Here is a 19,810-nt window from a genome sequence, read left to right as displayed (position 1 = left end):
CTCTATGGGGCATAAACAAACCTACGAAAATTAATTTGTCTTCCCTAAAAACTAATCCTTTTTAACCAACAACTAAAATAGCACTTAGTTAAATATGGTTACTTTTTATCACACCTAAACTTTTAGTGCTATCTCATTTTAAAAAAACATCAAAAAGTATTAATACAACCATTTACCCAATGACAGTACTGTTCATCCACTTTCCATCAATCCAACTGACAGGCCTCAACCAAAGTTATTAGCTTGCAGCTTGCAGGCTGAACTGTTTGTTCACTAGGCTTTGGTAAAGCGAAGAATGTTGCATCAAATACTGATGGTCTCCTTGTGATTCAATCTCACCTTTGTTAATGACGATAATATTATCAGCATCCATAACCGTACTGAGTCGATGCGCAGCGATAATTGTAGTACGACCTTTTTTCGCATTTTTCAGGGCAATTTGAATAGCGGCTTCACTTTGTGAATCAAGGCTTGCCGTTGCTTCATCCAACAGCAGCAATGCAGGGTCTTTTAATAGTGCTCGCGCCAATGCAACTCGTTGCCTTTGTCCGCCAGATAGAGTAATGCCACGCTCACCAATTCGAGTATTCAACCCATCAGGAAGTGTCGCTATAAACTCTGCTAAATCGGCCGTGGCGATGGCATGCTGTAATTGTCCATCATCTATTGTTTCATCAGCACCGTATACCAAGTTTTCATATAAGGTGCCACACAGCAGCGGGCTCTCTTGCGCAACGTAACCGATTTGCGCTCTCAAATTGGCCCGGTCTAGCTCTTCAACATTAAGCCCAGCAATTTCAATGTAACCACGCCTCGCCTGATAAAAGCCCTGCAACAAAGCGAAAAGTGTAGACTTACCAACTCCTGATGGCCCAACAATCGCGGTCGTTTTTCCACTTAAGAATTCACAGCTCAAGCTTTTAAATACCGGTTTATCATCAACATAGCTAAAAGATAAATTGCGAACATAAATTGACTTATCAGTCAGGCTAATTGTATGACCACTTTCATTTTCTGGTGCCGTTGCTAAGATCTCATTAATACGAACGGCCGCTCCTTTTGCTTTATTAAACGCGGCTACCACCATGCTTAACTGCCCCATCGGCAACACAATGTTCAGTAAAAACATGATAAACGCAACAAAAGCGCCCAGAGTCATTGCACTATTGGCAACCCTTGATGCGCCAAATCCTAGTACTAACACTATCGAAGCCATGATCACTAAATTCACCAATGCGCCCATGGTAGCTAAAAGCGTATGTTCTGACATTGCGGTTTTATAGAGTGACTTCAATTCATTATTATTCTTTTTAGCTTCTATTTTTTCTGCACCTTGCGCTCTTAGTAAGCGGATATTGGCAAACAGTTCGGTTAACCTTCCAAGCATAGAGGCTTCAGTATCTTGTAATGACTTAGACAGATCCGTTAGCCTCACGGAAAACGGTAAGATAATCAGAAAACTAGCTGTCACTGCACCAAGCATTACAAGTGTCATTTGCCAGTCTAAAAACCATAGAATAATAAAAGAGCCAAATAATGAAACCACACCAGATATAAAAGACACAGACTGCTCGCTCACTAGGTTTTCAATAATTTCTGTGTCTTTTACGATACGATTCGCGGGCTCCCCAGCTCTAGTATTATCAAAGAAGGAAACAGGCAAACGAATGAGGTGCTGAAAAAGGTCTCCGCGTAATTTAAGCTTTTGCTCATTGCCAATTTTACCCATGATGTAAGTCATCAGCCCTGTTAGCACAGCGGAAAACACTAACACCATAATTAATATGACTACCTGTTCATTTGAAAAATGACCATTTTCTCCGAGTTCTTCCAGCAATTTTTTCGTTTGCAAAGGCACCAACAAACCTAAAACACTAGAGATAAGCGTAAATAAAACCAGAGTGGATAGTAATAGGCGACTTGGCCGCGTGCACCTGACTAGCTGTATTAAAGATGATGTATTGTTCATAATTATGATGTTCCCGTTGAATAGAAAACATAATAATTGACCATATTTTAAATTTAGTCAATTTAAAACTGACCTATTGGTCATTTTTAAATTGACTGTATACTGCAGTGTGAACAGGAGGAGCTATGTCTGATAAGCGGAAATTAATACTGGCATGCGCGGAGCAGTTACTTTTAGCAGAGGGCGATAGTGCCTTTAGCATGCAAACCATCGCCAATAAGGTGGGCATTTCGAAAGGTGCTATCTACCTACATTTTAAGTCAAAAGACGAACTACTATTAGCCGTTTTTGAGCGTCAAACAGCGGATCTGCTAGATAAAATAAGAGCAATATTAGAAAGTGATAAATTGACACCAATTGCTAAGCTAAAACAACAAATCCGCTTCCAGCACGAAGATTTAAAGCAGTACCAAGCGATGTTTCAACTCTTATTACAGGAGGAGTCACTGAGCTTTTCAAATAACTTGATCATGTTCTATCAAGAGTTTCGCTTGACGTGGCTTACGCTACAGGAAGGTTTTTTACTTGAAAACTATGGCGAGCAAGTCCGTCCATGGAAAACCGATCTCGCGATGACGCTTGATGGTATTATTGCTAATTATCTTTCGCTGCCCGTGATAGAAGGTATTGATTTCGACACTGAAAAGCTGGTTAATTGGGTGGTGTCATGCATGGACTCAATTTGTACAGCGCTACCAAATCAAACACTGTTGCCGGTGTTAACCGAACAGGATTTTCCGTCCCAAAAAGAGATCGAAGCTAAAAAACGACAACTCCACGAACAAAAAGTCCAACAAGCTTTTTTACAGCTCCAAGAAAAATCCCAAAAGCTAAAGCTTGCACCACAAAAGCGTGAGATTGTAGAGCATACAATCGCTCTGTTGGAGGCTCAACTACAAGGTGAAAACCCTGATACAGTATTAATCAGGGCGCTTCTCGCAGGACTTCGAGACTACAGAGGACTAAATACTGAGCGCCAGCTACTCGCAGAAAGGCTCAATGTAGAGGCAGTGTAAACAAAAAGTATCGCTTCTCTACTTGGTGCTTCCAAGCACTGTGTTACTAAGGACAACTTACATACTAGTGCTCGCGGCGGTATTGCTGTGGACTAAGCCCTGTTTTTGCCTTAAACAATTTACTAAAATGCTGTGGGTACTCAAATCCCAATGAGTAGGCCACTTGGCTAATTTGTTCATCCGTACCTAACAAGCAGGTTTTTGCTCTATCAATAAGGCGCTCTTGAATGACTTGTTGTGCCGATTTACCTATTTCACGTTTTAGCATGTCGCTGAGGTAGGATGAAGACATGTGAAGTACGCTAGAGCAATAGGCAACGGTGGGAAGCCCTAGCTCTAACGCCTTTTGTTTACCAAAGTAATCATCCAATAATGTGTCAAGCCGAGCGACAACGTCAGAGTTTGTATTTGTCCTCACATAAAACTGCCGATCATAGTAACGCACACAATAATTGAGAATAAGCTCGATGTTTGCAACAAGCAGAGTTTGGGTGTGCCTATCAATGCCCTGCTTGTACTCTACTTCAACTTTATCCGCCAAATCAGTCAGGTTTTTTCTTTCTTCATCTGACAAATGCAATGCTTCATGACTATCATAAGAGAAGAAGCTGAATTGCTCTATACACTTTCCAAGTGCAGACTTTCTTATCAAGTCAGGATGAAACAAAAGTGTCCACCCCCCCGGTTCCACCTTTCTCTCAGCAGTAGAAACTGTGATACGTTGACCTGGTTTGGTAAATACCAATGTGCCTTCTTTAAAATCATATTTATTTCGGCCATAAGTCAATTCATCGCAAAACCCTGACTTAAGGCTTATCTGAAATAAGTTAACAATATAGCTTTGATTTATATAAGGAATATTCTTGGTAAGTAATACGTCATCGACTCGGATCACCGACACCAAAGGATGGCGAGGCGGGTCGAGATCAAACATCTTATGCACTGCTGCTATATCATTAATTACAATCGCTTTTGTCATATCGAACTCTGCAAATCCCGCAGCTTTATTCAGTGCCACGGGACTCTATCATCTTGTAAATTTAAGTCGTTGCTTACTTAACCATCTCCAGAATCAATTTATCGAAGTATTTATCCGATAGCCACCTTCGTAAAAAAAGTAACAGCAACGCATATTTTCCAGCCGCGTAGCGTGTCTTTGGGGCTTCACTATTCACTGCAACCGCTATGGTATCTGCAATGATCTCTGGTCGGGTATTTTTAGTGTCCTTATACACCTGCGATGTTGCTTCTACCATGTTTTTAGCTATTGCCTGATATGGACCATTATCAGAGCGAAGTAGCATAGGTGCCATCATGATGTTGCTAAATTCAGTCTCAATCGCGCCAGGTTCAATGATAGATACTTTTAAACCAAAGTGTTGTGTCTCTACTCTTAAACAGTCACTCCACCCTTCAAGAGCGTGCTTAGTAGCATGATACCAAGCCCCCAAGGGTGTATATACTTTGCCTGCCACAGAGGAAACATTAATAATGTGCCCCTTACCTCGCTCGCGCATGATTGGCAGTACTTTTTGAGTGAGAAACGTTGTAGCAAAAAAATTCACTTCAAATTGTTTTCTGACATCTTCTTGGCTGGTTTCTTCCACCGCACCATAAACAGAAAACCCAGCGTTGTTTATCAACACATCCACATAGCCATGGCGTGTAAAAATCGTATGTAGTGCAGCATCAACTTCATCTTCGTGGGTAATATCCACTTTGAGGGCAACGCCACCAGCTTGCACTAGCTCAGCCATGTTTTCCATCCTGCGTGCAGCTCCATATACAATATGACCTTGAGAAAGTAGCTTAAGCGCGGTGGCTTTACCTATGCCTGAGGATGCTCCCGTGACTAAAATCACCTTTGCATTATAAATTCTCATCTTACCTTATCCACATTATTGATTTGGTTTTACTATATCTGGGCCCACCAAATCGAACGTATACATATCCCTGTAAGACGTACACATATTTTTAAACCTCACTAAATTGACTATAAATCCAGCAAGTTAATCATGAACTGCTATATTGTTTTATGAGGATATTATGGGGGATACGATGCTAACTGCGCTTAAAGACAGTATGCCAATTTTGATTGTTACATCTGAATGGTATGTCAGTCATACAACCGCCGTTGCGGAAAAACTGTTCGCACCTGTCGATAACGTCATCAATAAGCACCTTGAAGACTTATTTATCTTTCCTTTATGCGTAGAAGAGCAGCAAAAAACAATTGCTGACGGCTCTTTGGTACAAGTGTCGTTGCGCACGTCGCCAAATGTACAATTTTTACTGTCATTTTATGATGTTCGCAGCAACGAAATATTTGTACATATTGCCGAGCTCTCTACGTATTATTGTCAAAATCCTTTGGAAGACGAACAAACTCGAATTTTGCGCCACGCCGTCAACAGCGCAAACCTAGGGGTTTGGTGCTACGATCTCCTTAATAAGACAGCGTATTTTTCTCCTAAATTCAAATCACTGATAGGCCTCCCAGCCTCGGCAGAACTAGATTGGGACACCTTAAAAAGCATGATTTATCACGAAGATCAGCCACTATTTGCCGAGCTACTCGCTCACCATATTGAACAAGGTCTTATGCTGCATTTTGAGTTCCGGCTTGAGGTAAGGGGAACAATTCATTGGTTTGAGTTCAAGGGAGAACAAGTTAAGTATTGTATTCGCACACACAGTGTTTATGGGATTTTAGCTGACTGTACTCACGAAAAAGACATGCTAGTCGCATTGCATGATGCAGAAGAAAGCAAAGAACTTGCCATGCAAGCGGGGAAAATAGGCACTTGGCGAGCAATACGAGTGGCGAATCAATGGATCTGGAATTGGGATCATCAAGCGAATCAAATTTTTAAGCTTTCGGAAGACGATATTGGCAATTTGCATCTTTGGGAAGCAAGCCTTCACCCCGACGATAAAGCACGTGTTACTCAAGCGCTAGAAGCGTCGCTAAACTCAGGTGAAACCTTTGAGCAGCGTTATCGCGGCCTGCTCAACGATAAAGACATTGTTGTAGTGTATGCCAAAGGTGTTGTGGGGCTTGATGAACAGGGTCGGCCAGCACGTATTGACGGCGTTGTTATCGATCAAACCGATGTATATATTGCCCAGAAAAAACTCCAGCACATTAATCAAGAATTAGAGCAACGCGTCGCAGAGCGCACCGCCGATCTTGAGACTGCAATTATTAAAGCTGAGCAGGCCAATCGCACTAAATCAGACTTTTTGTCCATGATGAGCCATGAACTCAGAACCCCCATGAATGGCATTATCGGCTCCTTAGATCTCATGGCGCTATCAGAGCTTGATGAAGACAACCAAGAGCTTTTAGAAACCGCGTCTATTTCAGCCAATAATTTAGTCTCAATATTAAATGATATTTTAGACTTAGCCAAAGTTGAGCAAGGGAAAATGGAGCTTGAGAGCTATCCTTTCTCCCCTTCTAAAATGCTCAATAACATCATCAAAACCTTCGAAGCCCACGCGCGAGACAAATCAGTAAAATTAACGGTGCATGAGGACATAAAACTACCGCTAGAAGTGATTGGCGATGAAAATAGAGTGCGGCAAATTATCTTTAACGTTGTCAGCAATGCCATCAAATTTAGCGTTGCAGATCGCGAAGGCGGCGCGAAAGTCACCATCAATGTGCACTGGGCATGTGAAGGCGTAGCCTTATCTCACTTGATATTTAAGATAGAAGACAATGGCATTGGCATTGCACCAGAAGTACAAAAGAAACTGTTTACCCCCTTTACACAAGCCGAACGCTCTATCACGAGAAAATACGGTGGTACGGGGTTAGGACTTGCAATATGTGGCAAGCTTATTGACTTAATGGGCGGCAAGGTCGTCTTAAAAAGCAAATCCGGTGAAGGCTCAACTTTTACCATTACCATTCCTATTTGGCGCCCAAGAACACAACAGCAACCCAATATTCTATTTAATACGCTCTCTTGGTTAAGTGATATCCCTTGGCAAAGTTCGTTGGCGCTGACTCAGTTGTACAATGCCTGCACGCATTTTTGCAATGAGCTCAAAGTCATCGAGTCACCCAATGAAATCAAAGAGACAGACGATACCGCACTTATTCGTGTTGTCACAACGCAAGCCGGAGCCTCTGCAGAGCAAATACACTCACCTATCCCAGAGTTAGTATTTCTTGATGAAAAGGCGTTTGCTAACTTGAACAGTACAGCGTTAACCACACAAAAACCAAAACCAATTGCACCGCAAACTCAATACGCCATCGGTCAATTACTGAGTAAACTTAAAGCAAGTCAGCAAAGTGACGAGGCTGATTTAGGTGAATTAAACGATCTCAGTGAACTAGATGCGCTACTTTCACTAGACGATAAAGTATCTAGCCCTACCGATGATGAATCGGATACGAGTGGTAAGCAGCATATACTCCTTGCCGAGGATAACCCCTTTAACCAAAAACTCATCGTCAAACAGCTTTCTAGACTTGGCGTTTCCTGTGATATCGCCAATAACGGCAAAGAGGCCTTGGCGATGTATAAAAGCCAGCAATATCAGCTTTTGTTGACGGATTGCCATATGCCAGAGATAGATGGCTATGAATTAACTAAGTTAATTCGCGCATTTGAGTCCAGTGAAGAGCGCAGTGCGATTCCTATTGTTGCCGTCACAGGCGCCGCTATGAAAGGGGATAAAGAGCTTTGTTTAGATAGTGGCATGAATGACTATGTTAGCAAACCGGTGCGATTACAAGAGCTTAAAAACACCTTAGGTAAATGGTTAGATATGGACTTTACACAATGAGTAAAACCCTCAACCCTCAGGTGCTTATCGATTTAATCGGTGATGATTTTGCTACGGCGAAAAAGTTTTACACCGACTTTCTAGTACAATCGAAATCTAGTTGCGCAAAAATTAAAACTGCATACCAAACTCGTGCCTTTCAAGCGTTAAAAGACGAAGCGCATTACCTCAAAACCTCCGCAAAAGCAGTGGGAGCTGAGGTACTAGCTGAACATCTACAGGCGTTAGAATATTCAGCACTTGATAACAACACCATTGAGTGCGCCGAAAAAATAAAAGCGATACACCATGAGATCGGCAGCGAGTTTGTTCGAGAATTAAAAGCCTATTTAACCTCTCAGTCGCAAACTTAGAGCGCAATCGGCTGCTCAGCGATAGCCGCTTTGAGTCCTGCGCGTTCGAACTTCACAACATCTTCTTGATGCTGGTAGTGATAGATCCAAATATTTTTAATGATGTCTTCACGATAGCTCATCAACAACTCATTAAGGGAGCAGTGACTGGGATTGTTTGCAAGACCGCAGTCATGAAAAATAACCTCGCCATTACTGACGCGGTGATGGAGCAGCTCTGGAATAGCTTTGGTGTCACCACTGTAAAACAGGCTACCTGGGAGATGTAACGAAAAAGCGCTATTGGGTTCATGATGACGAACGGCATAACTATGTATACGTTGCCCACGATGAAGAAAGCTTTCTGAGATTGGAAATAAACGAAAAACCTGCCATACGCCGCAAGTCCCTTCGCTCAGTCCGGTGTAAGCAAGCATATTACACAACCCAACGATTAGCTCTGCTGGAGCATATAACGTGATTTGGTGCTGACTCAATGCAGCCTGAAAGTAAAGCTGCTCCAATCCACCAACATGGTCATAATGAAGATGAGTGATAAACACAGCATCGGGTAATGACGAAAAATGCCTTTTATAACGCGACACCGTATCAAAGCCACAATCTATCAATAACCAAGGTAGGCCTTTATGGGTCAATACACAGGCAGAGCACCCGAGAGTTGCAGCGCTGGCGGCACTTCCGACTCCCAAAAAAACAGCAGCGTCTGGTTTACAGTGACTGTCAACGAATGATTTCGGATTGACAGCGTGTAGTTCGGTTGTCTTCGTTATGTCTTTCATTGCACTGCTAGAAAAATCAACAAACAATAGCACCAGACTACATTGTCGGATTTACAGACATATGACAGTCATATCTGCAATCTTTTGGTTCAACTCACTATTTGATTTCGCTATTTTGACCACCCTAAGGTTCGCTACCTGCTTAATCTATTGATTTTTTTATAACTTCATTCTGGTATAACTATTGCTGAATGATAACCGTATGTCATCACCACTATGGAAAATAACAACGATGAAAAAGCTCCTCACTAGTTTAGCTGCACTTAGCCTTTTATCTGGCTGTGTCGTACATATCTCTCCAAGCGCAGCCGCAACCAAAACACTCCATAAATCTTTGCAACTCAACGCTGCAGACATCAGCAAACTTGATGCAAATACCACCTCGGGTAATATCCAGATAATTGGATACGATAACCAACAAGCGATCCAAGTGGAAGCTTCAGTGTTAACCACAGAAGCAGAAAACTATCGACTTACCCTTGAAAAGTCAGGTGACACCGCCATGTTGGTGGCCGACTCAGATACAAGTTCTGGTGTACAATGGTATCGTAATAACAGCCCTAGAATTGACTTAACCATCACCATGCCAAGCCAACTTGCGCTAACACTTGATGACAGTTCGGGTGATATAACCATCAAAAATATCAAAGGTTTTATCAAGCTAGATGATGGCTCTGGCAATATCACATTAGAAGATATTCAAGGTGCTGAAATTGATGACGGCAGTGGCAATATCCATATCACTAACGTCCAGCAACTTGTTATCGACGATGGTTCTGGCGACATAACTATAAAGGGATTAGTCGATACACTAGAGTTGGAGGATGGCTCGGGTAATATTGATGTGACTGGCGGCACGGATATCAAAATAGAAGATGAGTCTGGCGATCTAACCCTTCGCGATTTTAGCGGCAACGCTGATATCATCGATGGCTCTGGCTCACTGATTGTTGAAGGCGGACGCAATATTAAAATCGATGATGAGTCCGGTAATATTCGAGTTCGTCACGCCCAAGGCGATGTCACCATCGTTGATGGTTCGGGCAATACGGATATCGAAGCAGTGAAGGGCCACGTTCAAATAGAAGACGGCGCTGGAAATATTCGTGTGGTAAATGCCGGCTCCTTGACCATTACCGAATCAGGTTCAGGCTCGGTGAAAATAGATAAGATTGCAGGAGCCGTAAAGCTAGATGACTAGGCCTGCTGAATGATTTTAGTGTGGAGCAATATACGATTGCTCCACAGTCAGTAAAGTTCAACATTAACTCGACACTATGTGTAAAGTCAGCTCGTCTTCCTGACAGGTGTCGACGCCCATCCATGGGCTTCTTTGATACCTAATGACAAGGCACTCTCTCATCCCCCAAAAAGCATAACTTATCGGCGGGTGAACCGTCTCCTACAACACTATTTGCACTGTGAATTAGGAAGCATTCTGCGATGATAGTTTTTGAAATGCTTGCAAACGGCTTCATTGCTAAAATCGTAGAAGATCTCACAAGCAACGTATTCCCCTCCATCACACCCGAAAAGCATCAGTCGATATGCAATGTGCCGACAGGATGTCGGCTAAGTCTTGTCTGGCATCATGGATGTGCCTTACAAGACGGTTGCGATACCAATTGTATTAGGTAAATGAGCAATTTGAAGCGGAGAAATAGCTTTAGTAGCTCCGCTCTCGCGTCCTGCTACCGCCAAGGTACCTATATCCATATAGGCAAGGCAAAAATTTTGCTATTTAGTTGTTCTAAATGAGAAATTTTTAACGACGCTAATATGGTATTTCACCCTTCAAATTGATTGGAGACTTAGTGCAATTGGTATTATATATCGGCTTAGGATTTGAGGATTAAGTGTGATGTTGGGGCGACGTTTTCTTGGTTCGCTCGATCGCGTCGTTTAAAAAGAATGAACGAGAAGCGCATAGATGCGCTTTGATATTAAACACGGAGGTTTTTTTTGCTAACGGCTGATAGCTCGAAACTTATCGTAAAGTCAGCCCGTCCTCCTGACTGGTTTCGACGCCCATCCATGGGCTACGACATACTTTTCTTTGATGCCCAAAGAACAAGTATGCAAAAGAAAGGGCACTCCCAACATCACACTGACTCCTCAAGTAAATTACCAATATGAACGTCACCGCTGTGAAAGGGCCATCCTTGGCCCTGTCACCGCTTTTCACGCATCCATGCGTTGAAATGACTCATTGGCAATTTACTTTCGGGTGTGATGAGGGAGATACAAGGCGCTGATAGTTTTGTTTGGTGCTTGCAGGAAAATTAGCTGCTTTTGAGAGAAAAACTAGAACTCACAGGCAATACTAATCCCTCTTTACCACCCTCGAAAAACATAGCTGCTCGGCGGGTGAACCGCCTCCCACAAAACTATTTGTACTGTGGACTAAGAGGCTACGCTGATAGTTTTTGTAACCCTTGCAAACGGCTTAATCGTAGACGATCTCACAAGCAACTTTATTCCCCCTTCATCACACCCGAAAAGCATAAGTCGATATGCAATGTGCCGACAGGATGTCGGCTAAGTCTTGTCTGGCATAGGGACGTGCCTTACAAGGCGGTTGCACTATGTCGGCTTAGGATTTGAGGATTAAGTGTGATGTTGGGGCGACGTTTTCTTGGTTCGTTCTTTTTCGTCGTTTAAAAAGAATGAACGAGGAGCGCATGGATGCGCTTTGATACGAGCCATGGAAGGGCAAGGCTAATATGTCCTCCTGACAGGTTTCGACGCCCATCCATGGGCTACGACATACTTTTCTTTGATGCCCAAAGAACAAGTAAGCAAAAGAAAAGGCACTCCCAACATCACACTGACTCCTCAAGTAAATTGCCAATATGAACGTCACCGCGGTGTAAGGGCCATCCTTGGCCCTGTCACCGCTTTTCACGCATCCATGCGTTGAAATGACTCATTGGCAATTTACTTTCGGGTGTGATGAGGGAGATACAAGGCGCTGATAAATTCTTGTGGTGCTTGCAAGCAACTATGTTTCTGATGGCTTTGTGGACAGCTAACAGACAACTTATTTCCCCCTTCATCACACCCGAAAAGCATAAGTCGATATGCAATGTGCCGACAGGATGTCGGCCAAGTCTTGTCTGGCACAGGGACGTGCCTTACAAGGCGGTTGCACTATATCGGCTTAGGATTTGAGGATTAAGTGTGATGTTGGGGCGACGTTTTCTTGGTTCGTTCTTTTTCGTCGTTTAAAAAGAATGAACGAGGAGCGCATGGATGCGCTTTGATATCCGCCAAGGAGGGCAAACTGACACCGTTTTATTTGGCTTGAGATTTAAAAACAGTCCGTTACATCAAAAGATAAGCATTCGAATGCTGAGTAAAAAAAATGAGTTAAAAATGCTTGCCTTTTATGTAACAATAGCGCGCAAATAAAAACCAATCGCAGCACACTAGGAAGTCGTACTGTGTATTGGTGGAACGGCTTTAACCAACAACAGTGGACATAAAAAATGCAAACAAGGATTGTGGTGTATGGTACTAACCATCCTGTACATGTCGTCGATTTTGAACTCACGACCTGTATCAATAGCGGCTTTTTACTCAAAGCGAACCTAGAATCCCAATTTGACCTTGCTGATGAATTACTCGTCGGCAATATGCTCACGTTTGAAATTGAGTCACCAGATGCAATATCGACATATTTCACTGGGACTTTGTTTGATATCCAATCTGGTTTTGTGTCTGAGCACACCAGTGGTGCAGAGGTGGTCTTAAAGCCTCGCCTTGAGTTACTTAAGCAAACAGAAAAAAGCCAAATCTTTGTACAAGCCAATGTCCAGTCTGTCCTCAATAAGCTGATACAAAAAGCCGGCTATTCACAAGACCGGATAAAATGGCGAGTCACTAAAGATTTACCCACGCTACCGCAGTGCGTACAAGCGCTTGAAAACGACTACACCTTTTTCACTCGGCTCTTATCAAAATACGGACTAATTTATTGGTTTGAATGCCATGATTTTATTGAGTCGATAGTGATTGCCGAGGGGAATCTTGCAAGCCCCTATATTGAACGAGGCTTGCTGTCGGTGACAGATAAAGATGGGCTGGTTCACGAGCATAAAACCGGCTTTGTCGGGTTTACGCAGTGCCAAAGCCGCCATCGTTTTAGAATGGGTGGCTCACAAGTGCATGTGAATGCCCATCCGCCAACCTCGGTCAGCTCGGCCCAGCGTAGCTATTTTGAGCCTGCTGCACAAAATCCTGCTGAGCAATTTGAGCGCACCGGCAATCTTGAGCTTGCCTATCAACAAGGTAAAAATGAAGTCACGTTGGTAGGGAACGTAGCCGAAGCCAATGCCGGTTATTCGTTTTCGTTAAATGGTAAATTGGGCACAGCAAAAGGTGGCGATTATACCTGTATTCGCAGTAAACAGGTGTATAAGCAAGGCAGTGCCAATGACCCTAAGCAAGTTGCGTATCATAGCGAGTCGGTGTGTGTACCACGGGGTGAGCCAATACGTATCGCGCCCCCAGAGCATAGCCCAAAACCGATGGTGTTTACCGCCACAGTGCGCTCGCTGTCGGGGTCAAAGGCCAATCCTCATCTAGATACCCAAGGGCAATATGCCACGCAAGTACATTTTGATAGTCAGGTGACTGAATCAGTAAAGCGCCTCACACAATATGCCTGTCGCGGTCAAAAGCAGCCGACAGGATTACACTTTCCACTGCTGCCAGACAGTAATGTGCTCATCGGTTGTATGAACAACGACCCAGACCAAAGTTACTTGTTAGGGTTTGCCCTTAATGACACCCAACCATCTGTTGTTACTAGCGCCAATAACGCCCAAAACGTGTTGTGCTCTCGCGGCCAAAACCTGTTGATGTTTGATGACACCCCAAAAACCCCGCATATTGTGTTGCAAACCCTAGCGGGCAACCAGCACTTGGTGTTACATGGGGATAAAAAGCAGCCTTATATTCACTGGCTTGCGCAACTTGGCGCGATGAATATTTTTGCAGCCAAAGACATACAACTTGGCAGTGTTAAAAGTGCAATCCGACTACTTACCAATAAAACCTTTATTGCCAGCGCCAAACAACAACTGGCACTGGAGAGTAAAAAGTCAGTCATTGCTGATGCAGCAACCAACCTAGACGTCACCGCCAATCAAATTGACGTCAGCGCCAAACAAGATTTGACCCTTAAGGCGGGTCGCAGCCATCGCAGTGTTATCCAAAGTGATATCAACCTCAAGGCAGACAACAACCTCACCATCACCGCGCCGGCGGGAAGTCAAATCATTCAAAGCCAAGGCAATATCACGATTAAAGGCAGTGGCTCTGGCAACCTCACTCTTGCCAATGGCGGCAGTGAAATCAGCATTGACTCAAGTGGTAACGTCAACATCTTTGCAAACAAGTTACTGACCTTAAAAGGCAAAGCCATGACCGTGTTTGACGGCAGCATGGAGCAAGATATTGGTGGCAAACAAAGCGCCACAATGCCGAGTGTACCGCAAATTCAAGCGCTCTCTGAGAATGCTCGACTCTCACTTGCCGCCGATGGCATTGCCACCATGGCGAGCAGTACCATTGAGTTGTCTTATACCTATCAAGATGGCAGCCCAATTATGGGCGCACCTTATACTATTCGATTTGCAAACGGCACAGCGCTGACCGGTAATTTAGATGACAGCGGTAAAGCAAAAATTGAGAATGCACCACCCGGTCAATACACCGTGCAATATGGTGAGGATAAACGCGATTACCTGCCTGAAGATAATCGCCCTAAAAATCCACTGTATGGACAAATCACCCCAGCGCGAGCGGCTGAAATGGTACGTAGCGGCAATACCACACCACTGATAGAAGCCAATGGCATTGCAACCCAAGCAGGTGATTGGTTATGGGGCACACTACAAGGCGACTTTAATCAAAACCCCTCTACGTCACAAATCGTGGTAGGCACCTTGATTTCCATGATACCGATTATCGACCAAGTCATGGATTTACGAGATATCATTGCCAATGTCATGTTACTGACCGACGATGATGAAGCCAACGACACCGACACTTGGCTTGCTTTTACCCTAACGGGTATTGGTTTAGTACCAGTTGTGGGCTCAGCAGTCAAAGGCGTAGGAAAGGTTATCTTAAAAAATACTGGAGAATCCCTCTCGGCTGCGCTTGCCGTACTACGCAAGCTCGGCAAAGGCGACCCAGTTAAATACCTAAGAAACATCAACTGGCAAGACCTAGGAAAACAATCCGCTACGGAAGTTAAAAACATCGTCAAAGGCCTGCGCGATTCACTAGATGACATGTCTACCAGTTGGCATTACGACCTACTACTCCCAGACGCCGCCATCGAAGGCATGCAAGCCACGGTTAAACGATTAGACGACGTCACCCCCAAAATCGACCAGCATATGCAACAAGCCGCCCAAGAAATCGGACAGCGAGTTAATAAAGCACTGGATGAATATCAAGGCCAATCACCAATTCGAGGCGTTACCGACAAGCCCACCAAAGCCAAAGCCGATGAATTGGAGCCGCCAAAAGGGAATGAGCTGCCGGGGGCGGCAATAAAACGTATGCCGCAATACAATGTGCCTTGTTTTAAAAAGAATGCCAAAGGAACCGCTGTTGAATATGACCGCCAATTAAAAGGACAAATGGACGGGCTAAATAGCATGACAGTAAAACAGTATCTTGAAAATCGCGATGCTTATAAAAAGATTGGCCGAAAAGGAACTGGTAAGGCGCAGAAGGCGGCTAGAGAAAAGTTTAAGAAAAAGTTAATTGACAAATACAAATTAGAGCTCCAAGAAAGTGGAAAGTACTTCGGCGAAGAAGCTGTTAGAAAAGCTGAAGAATTAGCAAAAAGGGACATGAAAACCCTCAATGCTTTACATAACCCTGATATGATTGCAGGGGGTTAGATGAGGTAGTTGATTTAGGTGACGCTAGTGTTAACCAATCTATTGGCGCGCGATGGAATAAAAAAGGTTTTGATGACTCAGGTAAAAAGACTAAGTTAAGTCGTGTTGAGCTAATGGATAATGAGGCAGAGAAAGCACTAAAAGCATTGGGCCCAGATGCAAAATTGAATATGAATCTACATAGGTGCAAATAATGAACAAGTTTTTTGACAATTTTTATAACTTTGGTGGGTTTGGTCCAGCGATAGAAGCGATTCAACCAACAGATGAGCAACTCCAGTATTACCAAGGTATTTTACCTAATAATTTACTAGAGTATTGGAAGGAGTACGGCTTTTGTGGTTGGGGGAGTGGTCGCTTGTGGATGGTCAACCCAAGGGATTATCAAGATATCTTGACTGAATGGTTAAGAGGCACGAAGTTTGAAAAAATGCAAAATGACGGTATAGACAGCTTCCATGTAATTGCACTAGATGCATTCGGTGAGATCTATGTCTGGGGAAAGAATTCAGGGAATAGCATTTCAATAACAAGTAGTTATGGCATGATTTTCCCGACCTTTGATAATGAAAAATATGTTAGTAGAGGTGAAACTAGAAGCCTAGACCTTTTCTTTTCTATAAAAACAACTTCAGAAATTGATTTAGACGATATCAATGATCAGCCTCTTTTTGAACGAGCTGTCGAAAAGCTAGGCCCTCTTGAAAATGGAGAGATCTATGGCTTCGCGCCTGCTCTTGCCCTTGGTGGCGAACCTAAGCTTGAGAATCTCCAAAAGGTAAAAGCCACGGAACATTTAGCTTTCCTAGCTGCTCTAGGAGAAAAACGTGTCATGGCTGATATTGTTGCACTCTCGAACCAATTGCCCCATAACCAATAGCACATTTTTAAGTCCTTTAAATACATAGATGTTGTGAGGCTAGGTTCAATCGTCTTCCTAGCCTACATTTCTCACCAAATTTCTTCTGCTGCTTTCGTTTACCTGTTTAATTAGAGAAACCACGGTAGCTAACTTTCAACTGTTTTATTGAGATGGTATGCAGTGGTAAGACAAAGTCATAAATAGAGACCCAAGACATATCATAACCATAGTCAAAGTTATCTTAAAAAAATACCGGAGAGTCCCTCTCTGCTGCGCTTGCCGTACTGCGGCTTTTTACCCAAAGAAAAGTCGCTAAAGGCGACCCAGTTAAATACCTAAGAGACATCAACTGGCAAGACCTAGGAAAACAATCCGCTACGGAAGTTAAAAACATCGTCAAAGGCCTGCGCGATTCACTTGATGACATGTCTACCAGTTGGCACTACGACCTACTACTCCCTGACGCTGCCATCGAAGGCATGCAAGCCACGGTTAAACGCCTAGACGACGTCACCCCCAAAATCGACCAGTATATGCAACAAGCCGCCCAAGAAATCGGACAGCGAGTTAATAAAGCACTGGATGAGTATCAAGGCCAATCACCAATTCGAGGCGTCACCGACAAGCCCACCAAAGCCAAAGCCGATGAATTGGAACCACCAAAAGGGAATGAGCTGCCCAGCGGTCAAAACAAGTTGTTAGCAGCTGAAAAACTAGAGATACAAGCTTCCGATTATGCGAGTTTAATTAATTCAAATAAACCTTGGTCTTGGAAAGATTTTCCAGAAGGCGATAAGCTTACTATTAAAGAAAAAAGAGCAATCAAGCAAAAGGCTATTGATAAAGGTTTGGTTCCTAATGTTTCGTTTAAATCTGGAACAAAATACCCTGACTTTGCGTCAGCTGGTTTAATTAAAGCAAAGTTAGAATTGCCAGAAGGACTATGGAAAAAATCAGATTACATTCAATTTAAGTGGCTCGATGAAAAGTTGCCTGTAGGTATGAGAGATGGTAACACTTGGCATCACTCAGAGATTCCTGGTGTTATGGAGTTGGTTCCTTTTGGTCCTCATAATATGATTAACCACCAAGGTGGAAGGTCGAAAGGCCATTGGGCATACAGCAAAAGATAGAGGTTATATATGATCACTAAACGTAATGACTCTTATGAGTTAAATAACTCAAGCATATTTGAATTGGAAAGCTTTTGCAGAGTGAAACTTCCACATTCATTTATCGAGTTTTTCCGCAACAACAATGGCGTTGCTTTTGAAGGGTTAACTTACGACATAGACAATGAGGAGCGGTTGATTGAGCAAACACTTCTTATTACAAACGATTCAAACTTGTCAGACGATATTATGCAATACGAAATAAAAGTAGTACTCGCTCAGATTGAAGAGCGCCTAACCGACAATGAAGATTTAGTGGGGGCTGAGTTACTTCCTTTTGCTCATGTTTTTGGTGGAGACTTTTTATGTTTAAACTTCAAAGATAGCGATATTGAGCCGTCAGTTGTACTCTGGGATCATAATGAATCAGATGAATTAAGTCCTGTTTTTGTACTAGTTTCGGATAGTTTTGAAGCTTTTGTTGAACGTCTCTGCTAGGCTGAATATAGGTAATATAAACGGTTAGTTTGCGTCCCCCTTATTAGCATTGGGTATTAGATGTCGTAATTAAGAAAGGTGCTTGTCAGAAAAGTGAACCAATTTCGGCGGAAAACTGCACTGTTCAGACCGGTTGTTTATAACTTTGTAAAACACACTGGTCGTGAAGATTCGATACGTCGCAAATATGTACGAACCTCAATTGACGATGAACTTGAGGCAGAGCTGACCTTCAGTGTTAATGGTAGTTAACACTGTATGCTCTCACCCTGGGATCGAGAGCTCCAAACTCGAAAAGATCTACAATCAATTGCAAAAAATAATAAAAAGATCTGAAAGTCTAGATCCTTAAAAACAATATCAGAAAGTGGGTTGAAGGTGGTTATATTTCATTGCCCAAGGGATTTCATAAATAAGGCGCATTAAAATGACCAAAGAGGAATGCCTAGAAGAAGACGACTATTATACTCAGAGGTTTGAAAAAGAAGGTGTTGTTTCTATATGGCTTGGAGTTGAAGCTGCGGATGAATCTATAGAAGTTGATGTTCTACAAGATCTGTGTGGCGTTGGTTATTATGACTTAGCAAATCAAGAATCTGAGTATATAGAATCAGGAATTGTCGATATTGCAGAACTTTTTACAGAAATATCTTATGCAAGTTCCTTTGAAAAAAGTGCCATAGACTCTGCTAAGTCAATCGGTATTACCAAAGCAAGGTGGCTTATTTGTCAGTTTGATTTTGATTATGACCCTAAAAAAATAGCACGCTCTGTTCAAAGTGACCCTGTTTTTATCGGTTCATTTGCTTATGAGGAAGATGATTAGAATCTCAAGTGGATGTGAATCCATATCTATTTATTAAAAAGAACGTGAGTATTTTCTAAGTAAGTTAACTTATCATTAAAAATATTTTTATTAGTCATGATTAACGAAGTTGTAATAGTAGTTATACGCTATCAAAGCAAAATTCGCTGGTTTAAGGGAGAACGAGAGTTATGGATATTAGATTTGGTAAAACTAAGAGACGCTTTTATAGAAAATGGATATCAAGTTCCGGAGCTTGACGACTCTGATAGGTTTGGCCTCCATACTTTAGATGAAAATAATGTAGAAACTTTTCTGGATAAAATTCAGGGTAATGAAATAAGTTGCAGAGAACTAAGTAAGAGACTGGCATCTAGGTTCCCATCAGCTAGATCTTGGTGGGATGTTGCTGATTTATTCCCTATCATGTTTATCGACTTTGATGCTAAAAGTGTAGCCGCATTTTATCATGAGGGCGTGCAAATGGAAAAGTACATACCACAACATTGGAACGGTGAATTTATAGATTTTGCAAATGAGTACCCAGAGAATATTTTTCCTGATGATGACAAGTTCTGGGTAAAAGGCGATTCTGACTTACTTAAAGTTCTAAATGAACGAGCTAGAAAGCAATGATATTATTCGAAAGCTGTGTTCGCTGATTTTCGGAGAATATTAGTACAACACATC

The 19,810-nt window shown here is 42.7% G+C and carries 15 protein-coding genes; 11 read left to right on the top strand and 4 right to left on the bottom strand.

Annotated elements, in window-relative coordinates:
• Nucleotides 1-238: 238 nt before the first annotated feature.
• On the bottom strand, nt 239-1,969 hold the full coding sequence (locus CTT31_RS21935) for an ABC transporter ATP-binding protein (protein ID WP_260492541.1): 1,731 nt from the start codon (nt 1,967-1,969) through the stop codon (nt 239-241).
• A 125-nt stretch (nt 1,970-2,094) separates the two neighbouring features.
• Between CTT31_RS21935 and CTT31_RS21930 the strand changes: the two genes are divergently transcribed.
• Entirely contained in the window at nt 2,095-2,985 is an 891-nt protein-coding gene (locus CTT31_RS21930; protein ID WP_260492540.1) for a TetR/AcrR family transcriptional regulator, read from the top strand.
• Between the two features lie 64 nt (nt 2,986-3,049).
• Here CTT31_RS21930 and CTT31_RS21925 read toward each other — a convergent pair whose 3' ends face one another.
• On the bottom strand, nt 3,050-4,003 hold the full coding sequence (locus CTT31_RS21925; RefSeq protein WP_260492539.1) for a helix-turn-helix domain-containing protein: 954 nt from the start codon (nt 4,001-4,003) through the stop codon (nt 3,050-3,052).
• 34 nt (nt 4,004-4,037) lie between these two features.
• A complete protein-coding gene (locus CTT31_RS21920) occupies nt 4,038-4,868 on the bottom strand; it encodes an oxidoreductase (RefSeq protein ID WP_260492538.1) in 831 nt (276 codons plus the stop codon).
• A gap of 175 nt (nt 4,869-5,043) precedes the next feature.
• On the opposite strand from CTT31_RS21920, the gene CTT31_RS21915 reads away from it, so the two are divergent.
• Both CTT31_RS21915 and CTT31_RS21910 read left to right on the top strand, forming a co-directional pair.
• Entirely contained in the window at nt 5,044-7,788 is a 2,745-nt protein-coding gene (locus CTT31_RS21915; RefSeq protein WP_260492537.1) for an ATP-binding protein, read from the top strand.
• Complete coding sequence (locus CTT31_RS21910) at nt 7,785-8,141, top strand: Hpt domain-containing protein (protein WP_045990189.1); 357 nt, start codon at nt 7,785-7,787, stop codon at nt 8,139-8,141. The genes CTT31_RS21915 and CTT31_RS21910 overlap by 4 nt, the downstream gene beginning before the upstream one ends.
• Here CTT31_RS21910 and CTT31_RS21905 read toward each other — a convergent pair.
• The gene (locus CTT31_RS21905) at nt 8,138-8,920 is read right to left on the bottom strand and encodes an MBL fold metallo-hydrolase (protein WP_260492536.1); all 783 of its coding nucleotides are present in this window, start codon (nt 8,918-8,920) and stop codon (nt 8,138-8,140) included. The two genes, CTT31_RS21910 and CTT31_RS21905, sit on opposite strands and share 4 nt — an antisense overlap.
• A gap of 202 nt (nt 8,921-9,122) precedes the next feature.
• On the opposite strand from CTT31_RS21905, the gene CTT31_RS21900 reads away from it, so the two are divergent.
• The 8 genes from CTT31_RS21900 (at nt 9,123) to CTT31_RS21865 (ending at nt 19,756) form a co-directional block, all read left to right on the top strand.
• The gene (locus CTT31_RS21900; RefSeq protein WP_260492535.1) at nt 9,123-10,121 is read left to right on the top strand and encodes a DUF4097 family beta strand repeat-containing protein; all 999 of its coding nucleotides are present in this window, start codon (nt 9,123-9,125) and stop codon (nt 10,119-10,121) included.
• 2,051 nt (nt 10,122-12,172) lie between these two features.
• Nucleotides 12,173-12,331 (top strand): hypothetical protein, encoded by a 159-nt coding sequence (locus tag CTT31_RS21895; protein ID WP_211859302.1) that lies wholly within the window; start codon nt 12,173-12,175, stop codon nt 12,329-12,331.
• A 77-nt stretch (nt 12,332-12,408) separates the two neighbouring features.
• Entirely contained in the window at nt 12,409-15,843 is a 3,435-nt protein-coding gene (locus tag CTT31_RS21890; RefSeq protein ID WP_260492534.1) for a contractile injection system protein, VgrG/Pvc8 family, read from the top strand.
• Between the two features lie 193 nt (nt 15,844-16,036).
• Nucleotides 16,037-16,723 carry a GAD-like domain-containing protein gene (locus CTT31_RS21885; RefSeq protein WP_130127731.1) on the top strand — a complete coding sequence of 229 codons (687 nt, stop codon included), beginning with the start codon at nt 16,037-16,039 and terminating at the stop codon, nt 16,721-16,723.
• Between the two features lie 407 nt (nt 16,724-17,130).
• Complete coding sequence (locus CTT31_RS21880; protein ID WP_211856836.1) at nt 17,131-17,838, top strand: HNH endonuclease signature motif containing protein; 708 nt, start codon at nt 17,131-17,133, stop codon at nt 17,836-17,838.
• Nucleotides 17,839-17,847: 9 nt separating this feature from the next.
• On the top strand, nt 17,848-18,315 hold the full coding sequence (locus tag CTT31_RS21875; RefSeq protein ID WP_211856837.1) for an SMI1/KNR4 family protein: 468 nt from the start codon (nt 17,848-17,850) through the stop codon (nt 18,313-18,315).
• Nucleotides 18,316-18,742: 427 nt separating this feature from the next.
• The gene (locus CTT31_RS21870) at nt 18,743-19,141 is read left to right on the top strand and encodes an immunity 22 family protein (protein ID WP_260492533.1); all 399 of its coding nucleotides are present in this window, start codon (nt 18,743-18,745) and stop codon (nt 19,139-19,141) included.
• A gap of 96 nt (nt 19,142-19,237) precedes the next feature.
• The gene (locus tag CTT31_RS21865; protein WP_211856838.1) at nt 19,238-19,756 is read left to right on the top strand and encodes a group-specific protein; all 519 of its coding nucleotides are present in this window, start codon (nt 19,238-19,240) and stop codon (nt 19,754-19,756) included.
• The last annotated feature ends 54 nt before the right edge of the window (nt 19,757-19,810 follow it).

Source organism: Pseudoalteromonas maricaloris (genome assembly GCF_024746855.1).
Taxonomy (GTDB): Bacteria; Pseudomonadota; Gammaproteobacteria; order Enterobacterales; family Alteromonadaceae; genus Pseudoalteromonas; species Pseudoalteromonas maricaloris.
The sequence above is the reverse complement of the archived record's forward strand: the minus strand, read 5'-3'. Positions and strand labels throughout refer to the sequence as shown.

Bases quoted from the DNA above. Each gene is read 5' to 3' on its own strand.
- CTT31_RS21935 (WP_260492541.1), bottom strand. From the start codon at position 1,969: ATGAACAATACATCATCTTTAATACAGCTAGTCAGGTGCACGCGGCCA.
- CTT31_RS21870 (WP_260492533.1), top strand. From the start codon at position 18,743: ATGACCAAAGAGGAATGCCTAGAAGAAGACGACTATTATACTCAGAGG.
- CTT31_RS21875 (WP_211856837.1), top strand. From the start codon at position 17,848: ATGATCACTAAACGTAATGACTCTTATGAGTTAAATAACTCAAGCATA.
- CTT31_RS21885 (WP_130127731.1), top strand. From the start codon at position 16,037: ATGAACAAGTTTTTTGACAATTTTTATAACTTTGGTGGGTTTGGTCCA.
- CTT31_RS21905 (WP_260492536.1), bottom strand. From the start codon at position 8,920: ATGAAAGACATAACGAAGACAACCGAACTACACGCTGTCAATCCGAAA.
- CTT31_RS21915 (WP_260492537.1), top strand. From the start codon at position 5,044: ATGCTAACTGCGCTTAAAGACAGTATGCCAATTTTGATTGTTACATCT.
- CTT31_RS21930 (WP_260492540.1), top strand. From the start codon at position 2,095: ATGTCTGATAAGCGGAAATTAATACTGGCATGCGCGGAGCAGTTACTT.
- CTT31_RS21890 (WP_260492534.1), top strand. From the start codon at position 12,409: ATGCAAACAAGGATTGTGGTGTATGGTACTAACCATCCTGTACATGTC.
- CTT31_RS21880 (WP_211856836.1), top strand. From the start codon at position 17,131: ATGTCTACCAGTTGGCACTACGACCTACTACTCCCTGACGCTGCCATC.
- CTT31_RS21920 (WP_260492538.1), bottom strand. From the start codon at position 4,868: ATGAGAATTTATAATGCAAAGGTGATTTTAGTCACGGGAGCATCCTCA.
- CTT31_RS21895 (WP_211859302.1), top strand. From the start codon at position 12,173: ATGCGCTTTGATATCCGCCAAGGAGGGCAAACTGACACCGTTTTATTT.
- CTT31_RS21910 (WP_045990189.1), top strand. From the start codon at position 7,785: ATGAGTAAAACCCTCAACCCTCAGGTGCTTATCGATTTAATCGGTGAT.
- CTT31_RS21900 (WP_260492535.1), top strand. From the start codon at position 9,123: ATGTCATCACCACTATGGAAAATAACAACGATGAAAAAGCTCCTCACT.
- CTT31_RS21865 (WP_211856838.1), top strand. From the start codon at position 19,238: ATGATTAACGAAGTTGTAATAGTAGTTATACGCTATCAAAGCAAAATT.